At 28.5% G+C, this 12,745-nt stretch carries 14 protein-coding genes; 13 read left to right on the top strand and 1 reads right to left on the bottom strand.

The window, feature by feature from the left end:
* The first annotated feature begins 43 nt into the window (after positions 1 to 43).
* Complete coding sequence (locus tag AVBRAN12637_RS00210; protein ID WP_214115761.1) at positions 44 to 391, top strand: cupin domain-containing protein; 348 nt, start codon at positions 44 to 46, stop codon at positions 389 to 391.
* 30 nt (positions 392 to 421) lie between these two features.
* On the opposite strand, the gene glnA is transcribed toward AVBRAN12637_RS00210, so the two are convergent.
* Positions 422 to 1,852 (bottom strand): type I glutamate--ammonia ligase, encoded by a 1,431-nt coding sequence (gene glnA / locus AVBRAN12637_RS00205; RefSeq protein WP_214115760.1) that lies wholly within the window; start codon positions 1,850 to 1,852, stop codon positions 422 to 424.
* A gap of 83 nt (positions 1,853 to 1,935) precedes the next feature.
* On the opposite strand from glnA, the gene AVBRAN12637_RS00200 reads away from it, so the two are divergent.
* The 12 genes from AVBRAN12637_RS00200 to mshL all read left to right on the top strand — a co-directional run bounded on the left by AVBRAN12637_RS00200 (position 1,936) and on the right by mshL (position 12,743).
* Positions 1,936 to 2,652: a chemotaxis protein gene (locus AVBRAN12637_RS00200; RefSeq protein ID WP_214115759.1), complete on the top strand. Its 717-nt coding sequence runs from the start codon at positions 1,936 to 1,938 to the stop codon at positions 2,650 to 2,652.
* Entirely contained in the window at positions 2,652 to 3,899 is a 1,248-nt protein-coding gene (locus tag AVBRAN12637_RS00195; protein ID WP_239803486.1) for a peptidase U32 family protein, read from the top strand. The genes AVBRAN12637_RS00200 and AVBRAN12637_RS00195 overlap by 1 nt, the downstream gene beginning before the upstream one ends.
* A gap of 8 nt (positions 3,900 to 3,907) precedes the next feature.
* A complete protein-coding gene (locus AVBRAN12637_RS00190) occupies positions 3,908 to 4,390 on the top strand; it encodes a DUF3972 domain-containing protein (protein ID WP_214115757.1) in 483 nt (160 codons plus the stop codon).
* A gap of 2 nt (positions 4,391 to 4,392) precedes the next feature.
* On the top strand, positions 4,393 to 5,109 hold the full coding sequence (locus tag AVBRAN12637_RS00185) for a tetratricopeptide repeat protein (RefSeq protein ID WP_239803487.1): 717 nt from the start codon (positions 4,393 to 4,395) through the stop codon (positions 5,107 to 5,109).
* A 99-nt stretch (positions 5,110 to 5,208) separates the two neighbouring features.
* Positions 5,209 to 5,652 (top strand): 50S ribosomal protein L9, encoded by a 444-nt coding sequence (gene rplI, locus AVBRAN12637_RS00180; RefSeq protein WP_239803488.1) that lies wholly within the window; start codon positions 5,209 to 5,211, stop codon positions 5,650 to 5,652.
* Complete coding sequence (hslV, locus tag AVBRAN12637_RS00175) at positions 5,652 to 6,188, top strand: ATP-dependent protease subunit HslV (protein ID WP_214115754.1); 537 nt, start codon at positions 5,652 to 5,654, stop codon at positions 6,186 to 6,188. The genes rplI and hslV overlap by 1 nt, the downstream gene beginning before the upstream one ends.
* 2 nt (positions 6,189 to 6,190) lie before the next feature.
* Positions 6,191 to 7,510, top strand: a complete 1,320-nt coding sequence (hslU, locus tag AVBRAN12637_RS00170; RefSeq protein WP_214150108.1) for an HslU--HslV peptidase ATPase subunit — start codon at positions 6,191 to 6,193, stop codon at positions 7,508 to 7,510.
* The gene (era, locus tag AVBRAN12637_RS00165) at positions 7,507 to 8,376 is read left to right on the top strand and encodes a GTPase Era (RefSeq protein WP_336615136.1); all 870 of its coding nucleotides are present in this window, start codon (positions 7,507 to 7,509) and stop codon (positions 8,374 to 8,376) included. The genes hslU and era overlap by 4 nt, the downstream gene beginning before the upstream one ends.
* Before the next feature lie 18 nt (positions 8,377 to 8,394).
* Positions 8,395 to 10,083 (top strand): hypothetical protein, encoded by a 1,689-nt coding sequence (locus AVBRAN12637_RS00160; protein WP_214150106.1) that lies wholly within the window; start codon positions 8,395 to 8,397, stop codon positions 10,081 to 10,083.
* Positions 10,080 to 10,775 (top strand): hypothetical protein, encoded by a 696-nt coding sequence (locus tag AVBRAN12637_RS00155; RefSeq protein ID WP_214120104.1) that lies wholly within the window; start codon positions 10,080 to 10,082, stop codon positions 10,773 to 10,775. The genes AVBRAN12637_RS00160 and AVBRAN12637_RS00155 overlap by 4 nt, the downstream gene beginning before the upstream one ends.
* Entirely contained in the window at positions 10,775 to 11,143 is a 369-nt protein-coding gene (locus AVBRAN12637_RS00150; RefSeq protein WP_214115749.1) for a hypothetical protein, read from the top strand. Before AVBRAN12637_RS00155 ends, AVBRAN12637_RS00150 begins: the two co-directional genes overlap by 1 nt.
* Positions 11,121 to 12,743 (top strand): pilus (MSHA type) biogenesis protein MshL, encoded by a 1,623-nt coding sequence (gene mshL / locus AVBRAN12637_RS00145; protein ID WP_214150105.1) that lies wholly within the window; start codon positions 11,121 to 11,123, stop codon positions 12,741 to 12,743. The genes AVBRAN12637_RS00150 and mshL overlap by 23 nt, the downstream gene beginning before the upstream one ends.
* Positions 12,744 to 12,745 lie beyond the last annotated feature (2 nt).

The raw sequence follows: 12,745 nt of genomic DNA, 5'->3' as shown, positions 1-12,745 counted from the left end.
TTTAAAGAGTAAAATACTCCTAAAATTATTCAAAGGAGATTTTATGAAATTTAATGTAATTTATGAAGTAAAAGATTGGCAAGGCAATTCAAGTGAGTTAAAAATAACTCCAATTTATGATGATGAAGCAAACAAAGAAATCCAAATTATTTTACCAAAAGGTAAAATTATGCAAGAGCATAAAGCTCCAGGAGTGATTGTGGTTCAGGTTTTAAAAGGGGATATTGAGTTTATAATTGATAATAAAAGTATAAATTTAAAAGATTTGATGAGTATAAAAGTAGCTGCTAATATTAATCATAGTTTAATTGCTAATGAAGATAGTATAATTAGACTAAGTCTTGCAAAAAATGATAATTTTAGTAGAGTAAAAAGCGTTCAAATTGATTAATACTTTAGAGGTTTTTCAACCTCTAAATAATTAGCAAGAATACGTAGTTTTAAATTCGTATGCAGTTGGGCGTTGTTCTACTGGCCAAACTTGATTTTTAAACTTCATATGTTGATAATCTTGTATGCAAACATCAGTAAATGCAGGTTTTAAATAAGCATTATCACGGATTAAGCTCTCTAAAGCACCCCTTAGAGTATGTGGTAATTGTTCTATTCCTTTTTCTCTAATTTCATCAAGACTTAATTTAAATAAATTCTCATCCATAGGTCCAGCTGCAGTAAGCTCATTTTTAATTCCATCAAGACCTGCTAAAAGCATTGATGAAAATGCCAAATACACATTGCTAGAACTATCAGGAAAACGCATTTCAACTCTAGCACTTTTTTCGTTAATTCCATAAGGCACTCTACAACTAGCTGAACGATTTTGACAAGAGTAAGTTAGAATTGATGGAGCTTCAAACCCTGGGATTAATCTTTTATAAGAATTAGTAGTTGGATTTGTAAATGCTGTTACACTTCTTGCGTGTCTTAAAACCCCACCTATATAATGAATTGCAGTCTTGCTAAGTCCTGCATAGCCACTTTTATCATAGAATAGGTTTTTGCCATTTTTAAATAAGCTCATATGAACATGCATTCCGCTACCATTATCAAGATGAAGTGGTTTTGGCATAAATGTAGCAGTTTTGCCATTTAGATGAGCTACCATTTTTACTACATATTTATATATTTGAACATTATCAGCAGCTTCTACTAAAGTATTAAACTTAACCCCGATTTCTCCTTGACCTTGTGCGTTTTCGTGGTGATGAACAAAGCATTCAATACCAACACGCTCTAAAACTTGAACCATTTCAGCTCTTAAATCTTGCATACTATCAACAGGAGGAACTGGAGTATAACCACCTTTTCTTCTTGGGCGATGACCGGTGTTATAAGCGTCTTCATAATGCTTACCATCATTCCATTCACCTTCTTCTGTGTCTATTTGATACATAGCATAATTCATTGTATCTACGATTTTAATATCATCAAAGATGAAAAATTCATTTTCAGCACCAAAATACGCAGTATCAGCAATATCACTACTTTCTAGCATTTTAAGAGTTCTTTTTGCTATTGTTCTTGGGCATTTTTCATAAAAATCATTTTTATAAACATCAAAAATATCACAGATTACAATAACGGTATTGTCGCTTGTAAATGGGTCAATAAAAGTTGTTGTAACATCAGGGATTAATATCATATCACTTTTTTCAATTGGTTGCCAGCCTTTATATGAGCTTGCATCAAAAGGAATTCCATTAGTAAGTGTATCTTTTGTTACACTTTTCATAGTGTATGTATGATGATTCCAAGTGCCATCAAGAGAAGTAAATCTAAAATCTACAAACTTTATTTCATTGCTTATGCAAAAATCAAAGAATTCGGTAACATTATTTACAAATTTAGCCATTTTTTTAACCTTAAGTTAGATTTGATTAGCTATGATTTTAGCTAATATTTTTTAATTAAGTATTATTTTAAGGAAGAAAAATAATGACGCAAGAAGAATTAGATGCTTTAATGGCTGGTGGGCTTGATGATTTTGAAGATGAAATTGTTAATGATATAAAAGAAGAAGTTGTAGAGCCTAGTGAAGCAATTGAAGATTTAGAAGATGAAGAATTGAGTTTAGAAGAAGAATATAAATCATATAGACCAGATTCAAGGAAATCTTGGCCACCACCACCACCAACAGAAGATCATAAAGTTGTAAATCAATTAGATGATGTAACTCGTGATAGTGAAGTTAAAGCTACTGAATTACTTGAAAAAATTGAAACAATGATGGATTATTTTGCAACTGCTGAAAAGATTATAAAAACCTTTAAAAAATCAGTTCAAAATCAAGTTGAGTTATTTACAACTTTAAATGAGAAATTTCCTAATGTTAATAAATTTAGTGAATGTTTAGCTGAATGCAAAGAACAATTAGCAAAAATTGATGAAGCATTAGATAATCTAGCTATGGGACAAGATGAAGCTATGATGGCAATGGACGCTATGCAATATCAAGATATTCATAGACAAAAAATTGAGCGTGTAATTAATGTAATGAGAGCATTATCTAAGTATATGAATAGCTTGTTTGAAGGCAGAATTGATGATGAAAAAAGAGTTAGTAGTGCTGTTCATATTGAAGGAGATAGCACAGCTGATTTGGTTACAAATGATGATATTGAAGCATTAATTGCGTCATTAGGTAAAAAATAATGCTAACTCCACAAATAATTGCTCCAGCAGGTAATTTAAAAAAATTAAAAATTGCTGTAAATTATGGTGCTGATGCTGTTTATGCAGGACTTTCATCGTTTTCTTTACGCTCTCGTGCTGCTAAAGAATTTGATGAAACTAGCTTTGCAGAAGGTATAAAATATGCTCATAGCAAAGGTGTGCAAGTTTATGCAACGGTTAATGGTTTTCATGTGAGTGCTCAATTAGAAGGTCTTAAAAGACATTTAGCCTTACTTGCTGAGTTAAAACCTGATGCGTTAATAATCGCTAGTATAGGTGCTATGAGATTAGCAAAAGAAATAGCTCCTAATATTCCTATCCATGTTAGCACTCAAGCAAATATTTTAAATTATGAAGATGCTTTAGTTTATAAGGATTTAGGTGCAAAAAGAGTTGTAATTGCTAGAGAATTAGGCTTAAAAGATGCTTGTGATATAGCAAAAAATGCAGATATTGAAATAGAAGCATTTGTGCATGGCTCAATGTGTTTTGCTTATAGTGGAAGGTGTTTAATATCAGCAGTTCAGAGTGGAAGACGCTCAAATCTTGGTGCATGTGCTAATGATTGTAGATTTCCTTATGAATTATATGCGAAAAATCCAGAAAATAATGCTTTATTTAGAATAGTAGAAGATGATTTAGGAACACATATTTTTAATTCTAAAGATTTAAAACTTGCTAATTATATAGACAAAATTATGGAAAAAAATGCCATAAATGCCTTTAAAATAGAAGGAAGAACTAAGAGTGAATATTATGTAGCTTGTGCAACTAGAACTTACAAACAAGCTGTAATTGATACTTTAAATAATCAATTTGATGCGAAAAAATATGATGATGAGTTAAATACTTTAAAATCTCGTGGATTTACTGATGGGTATTTAATGGCTAGACCTTATGAAAAAGATGATACTCAAAATCACGAAACTTCAATAATGCAAGGCACAATGCAAGTGCATGGGTTTAGCGAAAATGGTAAAAGCATAGCTAGTAAGGGAATTATTAAAAAAGATTATGAATACGAAATATTTGCTCCATTAAATGCAAGTATTGAATTAGTAAATAATGAAATAGGCGAAATTTATAAGCGTGATGATAAATATTTTTGCAAATTTAAAAAGCTTATAAATGAGAACAATAAAGAATTTAGCGAATTACATAGTGGTAATATAAATGAGATTTTAAGCCCATCTTTATTGCCAGAATTTAGCTTTTTAAGAGCATAGGAGTTTTTATGCAAACATATCTTGAACTTAGTGAATTTTGCAAATTAGTTCATTTGAATGAAGAAGTTGTAATGGCTATGATTAAAAGTGGTTCATTAAAACACAAATATGAAAATGAAAAGCTTTTAATAGAAGCAAATGCAGGGACTTTTGCAATCGTTCCTGTAAAAGATAAAAACATAGAAGTTCAAGATATTGCAAATACCCCTGCAGGTAATTTTATAGAAAAGACAATAGGAACTATTCTTAATCTTCACGAGAAAGTCTTAGATGCAAAAGATGAAACTTTAGAAGTTTTAAGGGGTGAAAATGCCTTTTTAAAAGAAGCACTTTATTCTATGCAAGAGCTTTATGATGAAGATAGAAAAGTAATAGATACTCTAAATAAAGAATTAGAATTAGCTAGAGAAGAAATTGAATATCTTAAACGCAAATATAAACTAATGTGGAATAAAGCTGTAGAAAATTATCAAAAAGATATTAAAGAATAAAAATGAGAAAAATCTTATTATTTGTATTTATTAGCGTGTTTTGTTTTGCTAATCAAGGTTTAGAGTATTATAAAAATAAAGAATACGAAAAAGCTGCTAAAATTTGGGAAAAAGAATGTGCTAAAGATAATTTTAAGTCTTGCAGTTTTTTAGGTTATATTTATAGTCAAGAAAAATATGTAAAGCAAGATTATTCAAAAGTAATTAAGCTATTTAAAAAAGCTTGTGATGCAAATGAGTTTGGTGCTTGTTTTGGTTTAGGTTGGATATATAAAAATGGAAAAAGTATAAAACAAGATGATAAAAAAGCAAATAACTTATATGAAAAAGCTTGTAATGCAGATATTTTTGAAGCGTGTTATAATTTAGGTAATTCTTATTATATTGGACAAGGTGTAAAGCAAGATTATAGTAAATCAATCAAGTTGTATGAAAAAGCTTGTGATGGAGAAGTTTTTAATGCTTGTTATAATGCTGGCGTCTCGTATAGCGAAGGAAAAGGCGTAGAACAAGATTACAATAAAGCAATTAAATTATATGAAAAAGCTTGTGATGGAGAATATCCTATGGCTTGCAATAATTTAGCTCTTGCTTATTTTAATGGTGAAGGTGTAAAAGAAGACTATAATAAAGCGCTTAAATTAAGTAAAAAAGCTTGTGATTTAGGCGAGCAGATGGGTTGCTATAATTACGACATACTTAATCAAATAAAGTATTAGAATTTAAATCATTCATTATAGATTTAAATTCCACATAATAATTTGCGTAAAATATACTTTTTTTTATTACAATCAATAATATTACAAAAAGGAGAAATTATGAAAGTTTTATTAATTAAAGATGTAAAAGGCTTAGGTAAAGCCGGAGAAGTTAAGGAAGTAAAAGATGGTTATGGTCAAAATTTCTTAATCGGTAAAGGTTTTGCAAAAGTTGCTAGCACAGAAGTGCTTAGAAAACACGCAAGTGATTTAAAGAAAAAAGAAGAGCAAGACAGATACGAGCTTGAATTAATGAATAAATTAAAAGATAGTTTAGCTGATAAAAAAGTTATTATTAAAAAACAATTAGGTGCTAATGGAGCATTATTTGGTGGAGTTACAAAAGATGAAATTTCACACGCTATTAAAGAGCAATTCAACCTTGAACTTGATAAAAAAAGCATTCAAGATTATGCTATTAAAGCAGAAGGTGAGTATAAAGTGAGTGCAAAATTAGGTCATGGCATTGTTGCTGAATTTATAGTAGTGGTAAAAGGTGCTTAATGTTTCACGCTACTACGATTTTAGCTTATAAAGGAAAAGATGCTTCAGTAATTGGTGGTGACGGACAAGTTACTTTTGGAAATACGGTTTTAAAGGGTAATGCAGTAAAACTTAGAAAACTTTATGAAGGAAAAGTATTAGCAGGTTTTGCAGGAAGCACTGCTGATGCTTTTACTTTATTTGATATGTTTGAAAAAATGCTTGAGAGTAAAAAAGGAGATTTAGAAAGAGCTGTTATTGAGTTTTCAAAAGAGTGGAGAAAAGATAAATACTTAAGAAAACTTGAAGCTATGATGATAGTTTTAAACAGAAAACAAATCTTTTTATTAAGCGGGACAGGCGATGTAGTTGTGCCACAAGATGAGTGCATTTGTGCTATTGGAAGTGGTGGAGCATACGCACTTAGTGCTGCAAGAGCATTGCATAATCATGCGAATTTAGATGAATTAACTTTAGTTAAAGAAAGTCTTAAAATTGCAGGAGAGATTTGTATTTATACAAACACAAATATAACTACTTATGAATTAAGGGATTAAGAATGCAGATGTTACCTAAAGAAATTGTTGAATTTTTAGATGAATATGTAATAGGTCAAGAAAAAGCTAAAAAGGTAATTGCTATTGCTTTAAGAAATAGATATAGAAGATTAAAGCTTGAAGAAAGTATGCAAGATGATGTTGTTCCTAAAAATATTTTAATGATAGGAAGCACAGGTGTGGGTAAAACAGAAATTGCAAGAAGAATTGCTAAATTAATGGGCTTACCTTTTATTAAAGTGGAAGCTAGTAAATATACTGAAGTTGGTTTTGTTGGTCGTGATGTAGAAAGTATGGTAAGAGATTTAGCTAATGCGGCTTTAACTTTAGTAAAAAATGAACATTTAGAAAAAAACAAATCAAGATTAGCCGAACTAATAGAAAATAAAATTTTAGAAAAATTATTACCGCCATTACCAAAAGGTGTTAGTGAAGAAAAACAAGCAGAGTATGAAACTAGCTTAGAAAAGATGAAAGAGCGTCTAAGAAATAAAGAATTTGAAGATAAGGTTATAGAAATTTATGTAACCCAACGCTCACTTGAGACAAATCCAAATCTACCACCAGAACTTGCAAGTATGCAAGAGATGGTAAAAGTAATTGGTATTGCTGATAAAAAAGTGAAAAAAGAGTTAAAAATTAAAGACGCTAGAAAAGTTTTAGAAACTGAATTAACAGATAGTGTTTTAGATAATGAAAGCATTAAAGATGAAGCCTTAAAAAGAGTTCAAAATGAAGGAATAATCTTTATTGACGAGATAGATAAAGTTGCGGTAAGCTCGGGTAATTCAAGCAGACAAGACCCTAGCAAAGAAGGTGTTCAAAGAGATTTATTACCTATCGTAGAAGGTAGTGTAGTAAATACTAAATTAGGTAATGTAAAAACTGATCATATATTATTTATTGCAGCAGGTGCATTTCATTTAAGTAAGCCAAGTGATTTAATCCCTGAATTACAAGGTAGATTTCCATTAAGAGTTGAGCTTGATAGCTTGGGTGCTGATGAATTGTATGAAATTTTAACAAGACCTAAAAACTCACTTTTAAAACAATATAAAGCACTTTTAGAAACTGAAGGAGTTAATTTAGTGTTTGAAGATGATGCTATTAAAAAAATTGCAAAAATAGCAGCACAAGCAAATGAAAGTATGGAAGATATAGGTGCTAGACGCTTACATACTGTTATTGAAAAATTAGTAGAAGATATTTCTTATGAGTGTGATAAATACAAAGATAAAGATTGTGTAATAGATACAAAATTAGTTGATGATAAATTAGGCTCTATTATAGAAAATCAAGATATAGCAAGATATATTTTATGAAAAGCGGTTTTGTAAGTGTAATCGGCAGAACAAATGCCGGTAAAAGCACAATGATTAATTCTTTACTAGGCGAAAATATTTGCCTAGTATCACATAAAGAAAATGCCACAAGAAGAAAAATGAATGTGGTAATAATGCACGATGAAAATCAAATAATATTAATAGATACTCCAGGCCTACACGAAAGCAATAAGAATTTCAATCAACTATTAATAGAAGCTGCTAAAAAGAGCTTAGATGATTGTGATTTGATTGTATTCGTTATGAGTATTTTTGATAGTTTAGATGAATATAAAAAATTTTTAGATTTAAAGCCAAAGGTTGAGCATATTGTAGTTATAAACAAAGTTGATTTGGTTGAACCTAAAAAATTATTGGATAAATTAGAAGAATTTAATAAATTAGATATTGTTCCTAATATCATTCCTTATTCATCAAAAAATAAATTCTATAAAAATAAATTATTAGATGAGATGGTAAAGTATTTACCAGAACACCCATATTTTTTTGACCCAGAATTTAGCACTGATAAAACAACTAAAGATGTTATTAAAGAATTAATAATAGAAAGCATTTATCAAAATCTTAGTGATGAATTGCCATATTGTTGTGAAGTGTTAATTAATAAAATTATAGAAAAAGATAATTTTTTAACTATTTATGCCGATATTATTACAGATTCAGAAAATCATAAAGCAATGCTAATCGGTCGAAATGCTAATACAATTAAGCGTATTGGAATAGTTGCTAGGAAAAGAATTGCTGAAGTTTTTTTATTAAAAATTAACTTAAAGTTGGTTGCAAAAGTTCAAAAAAAATGGTACGATAATGAGAACTTTTTAAAAAAAGTAGGCTTAAAACAATAAAAAATAAAAGGTATTTAAATGGCGAAAACAGCGAAAAAAAGAGAATTGGTCGCTTTTGATTCAAGTACAAAAAAACTCTATAAACTTGCTGATAATGTCCTTAGTGAAATTACCGTTAAGGAAAAAAGCAATTCTGCTTACAATATTACCTATATGCCAGGTGAAAATGTAAAGTATGCTTCTGTTGAGGTTCCAAACGATACAGATGAGGATGAAATCAGTATAATTACAAACAAAACTTATGAAGTGTTAGAATTAGATATAGACAAGGATTATAAGATATCTTATAGTATTTCTAATGCTAGTATGGGAATTAATACAGTATATAATGTATTTGTAGTAGAAAATGAAAAAATTGAAACAGAATTTAAAGATGTAGCTAATAAGCTTCAGTATATTGATTATATAGATATTGAACCATTGATGTATCAAAATTATTATACAAGCAAACTTATAGAAAGTGATGGAGTTCAAGTATTTATATATTTTCATAAAACATATACAACACTTACTGTGTATAAAGATGGAGAATTAATAAACTATAAGATTATTAATAAACTTAGCATAGATATGTTGCATGGTAGTTTTTCTCATGATTTAGGAGAGAGAATTCCTGAACATATGTTTTTAAATGAATTATCAAAATATGGTTTTGACCATGTAGATGATGCAAAAAGAGTTTCACTTAATAAGGTTTTAAGCGAGTCTTTTAAATTCTTAATTAACAATTTATCTTTAATATTAAGAGGTGCTCAATTAGATAATGTTACTATTACAAAAGTATTTGTAGGAACTGATATTGGGTTAAGTCAAAATTTCTTAAAAAAAGTTGAAGTATTGTTTTCTTGCTTTAGGTGTCTTGATGATGATATTATACTTGAAACTATGCTTAATAATAAAGTTGAAATTGGAATTAATAGTCTTGAAGTAGCAGAATTTGTTAATATCCATAAAATTAAATATGATTTATTTAAAAATATTAGAAATTTTACCGTTGAGGTTAATACACCTTCTGAATTTACAACTACTCCTGAAAAAGAAGGCGGAGAATTAAGGATTAATCCATTTGTTTTATTAAGCTTGTTAAGAGCTAATGAACAATTAAAAATGCCAAATGATGTATTTAACATATCTACATTTTTAAGACCACCACCTTTTGCGAAGAGATATTCTGGGAAGTTAATTTTATCAATTTTGGCTGTTATTGTATTGGCTAGTATTTATCCTATATATAATTACATAAATGGTAAATTTATTGAAGTAGAAGAAAGAGATACTAGTGAAAAAATTCCTGCTAAACAAACAGAATATACAAGAATTGATAATGAAATTAAAAACCTTGAAAGTAGATTATCTAGTTTATCAGCTGAAGTAAATGAAGCTAGAAGAACTTTAGAATTTAGATATACACTTTTAGATAATATTTATGATAAAAAAGTTAATTATCTATCAAAAGCTAGTGCAGCTACAAAAATGGCTAGTATCTTAAATCAAAGCAATATTAAAGTAACAAGTATGTCTTTTGATAATGATATTATAAATGTTAATTTAAAAGGAACTTCAACAGGTATAACTTCATTCTTAAAAGAAATAGGTGCTGATGATACTTATAGTATTGAATCAAGAGATGTATTGATTAAGATATTAAATCTTGATGATAAAGATAAAGAGCATGAAAGTAATATTGTAATAAAGGTTTTAAGATGAAACAAGGTAGTATTTTTGATAAAATAGATAATTATTACGAAAAGCAGCCTAATACTAATATATTCTATATGAGTATATTTATGTGTGTATTTTTATTTGGTTATTTAATCTATGATTATACATATGAGAGTTCAGAGCAGTATGTGGCAGAACAAACAGAATTATTAAATAAAGCTAAAGAAGAGTTAAGAAGACTTGATGATTTTATTGAAAGAGAAAAGCAAAACTCAAGAATACAAAAATTAACACAAGATATCATTAGCGAAGAAAAAGCAAGAAAAGAAATCAGTGATGAGAATATGTATTTTGATGATAAATTAAAAGAAGCGTCAAAATTATTATATAATCAAAAAAATTGGTCTGAGTTTATGGCTAAAATTAATGAATTATCTAAAAAATATCAAGTAGTTTTAGGTGATGTAAGAAGTAGTGTAAATGATTTGGTAAGTCAAAAAGTAGAAGAAGTTTTTAATGTTCAATTTTCTTTAACTGGTAAATTCCAAAATATTTTACATTTTGTAAATAGCTTAGAAAAATCAATTGATGTTGTAGATGTAAATATGCTTAAACTATACAAAATTGAGCCTACAGATAATCCTAATAAGGATAATAATGGTGGCGAAAATAACAAAGTTTATACAAATGACATTCAAGCTGATGTTAAAATCTCAATATGGGGGATTAAATATTAATGAAAAAAGTATTATGTATATTAGTTTGTATTCAAGCAATTTTTGCTATGACAAGAACAGAACTTGACAATAAATTTAATGAATTAGTCCAAGTTAGAAATACAATAGACTATCTTGAAATTACAAAAACAAATGATCCTTTTTATAAGGACAAAATCAAATCAGACGAGGTTATAACTTTTACTTTATATGCTATTGTAGATAAAAGAGTGAAAATCAATCAAAAATGGTATGGTTTAAACGAAATAATTACTGCAGGTTATAGGGTAGTTAGTATTAATAATGAAAGAGTTGGTCTTTCAAATTCAATTAATTATGTAGAACTTAATTTAAAGGATAATCAGAATGTTCAAATCAGTGTTAAATAAAACTATTATATCTTTAAGTGCAGCGCTAATGCTATCTAGCTCATTAAGTGCAGCAGATTGCTCAAAAAGAGCTTTTGATATTAAAGTAAATAAAGAAGATACTTCAGCTTACGAAATAATTAATCAATTATCAAAAGTATGTGATTTTAGTGTAGTTTATAAAGATTCATATTCAAAAGGAATATTGAGTACTAGACAAGATGGAATAAGTATTAAAAATATGCATATTAATGGCATTTTTGATTTGCTTATTGCTGAACAAGGTTTAGATTATGATTTTTCAAATAATATCTTAAAAATTCAAGGTTTAAATACTAAAACATTTAAATTAGATTATATTACTTCAGTTCGTAAGGGTAGTGCTATTACTAAGGCAAATGTTGAATCTCAAGCAAGCAGTAGCGATAGCAGTAGCTCAAGTTCAAGTTCAGGTTCAAGTTCAGATAGTGATAATATGATTGAAACTAAAGAAGAATTTGATTTTTGGAAAAACATAGGCAAAGAGATTTCAGAAATAGTTCAAAATTCAGGTCAAAATATTCCTATTACACCTCCTACAATCAATGCTAATGCAGGTTTAATCACAGTTACTTCAAGTAATGAAATTTTAGATAGGATTGAAACTTATTTAAATCAAGTTCAAGAATCACTTAAAAAACAAGTAGTAATTGATGTTTCAATTATTGAAGTAAGCCTTAATAAATCTCATAAAACAGGTATAGATTGGACACAATTTAATTTAGGATTTGATACTACTGGAGCATCTCTTACAAATCTTATTGGAAACACTGCTAATGGCACTATTATTTTAACTGATAAAAAAAATACTTCTAATGTATTTTGGGGTAAAACCGATAAAGGTAGATGGCACGGAGATGAAAATATAGCTATTAATATGGGTATTAACCTAACAGGTATGATAAATTTTCTTAAAGAAAGTGGAGATGTTAAAGTTGTTTCAAGTCCTAAAATCGCAACTTTAAATAACCAACAAGCATTAATCACGGTTGGTGATACATATAATTATAAATTAAAAGGAAGTAGCACAACTACAGATAGTGGTAGCACGGGTGATGCTGATGAAGAAAAATCAATTTTCGTAGGTATTTTATTAAATATCTTACCTGAAATATCAGATGATAATAAAATTATGCTAAGAATTAATCCAAGCATTAGTGAGCTAATAAATATTGAAGATAAAAAAGTTAAAGATGGCTATAGGGTTGTTGCTCCAGATACAAAACAAAAGAAATTATCAACAGTTGTTCAAGTAAGAGATGGAGAGACTATTGTTTTAGGTGGTCTTATTACTGATTCTGAATTATTTAGTAAAAATGGAATTCCGGTATTACAAGATATTCCTTTATTAGGAAAATTATTTGGCTCTAAACAAAAATCAAAAGAAAAAACAGAATTAGTGTTTGTTATCACTCCGCATGTTGTTGATTTTACTAAAGATAAAGAAGAAGTAAGAAAATCTTTAGAAGATTTAGGATACTCTTTAGCACTAGATTATAAAGAAGATTTAAAACCTACTGCTACTAAAAACTTATTTAAAGAAAAAGCAGAAGAATTTGATTCAATAAATAATGTTGAATAAGG

Source organism: Campylobacter sp. RM12637 (genome assembly GCF_020137645.1).
In the GTDB taxonomy this organism is placed as follows: domain Bacteria; phylum Campylobacterota; class Campylobacteria; order Campylobacterales; family Campylobacteraceae; genus Campylobacter_E.
Note: the sequence above shows the minus strand (reverse complement) of the source record. Positions and strands in the feature narration are given on the sequence as shown.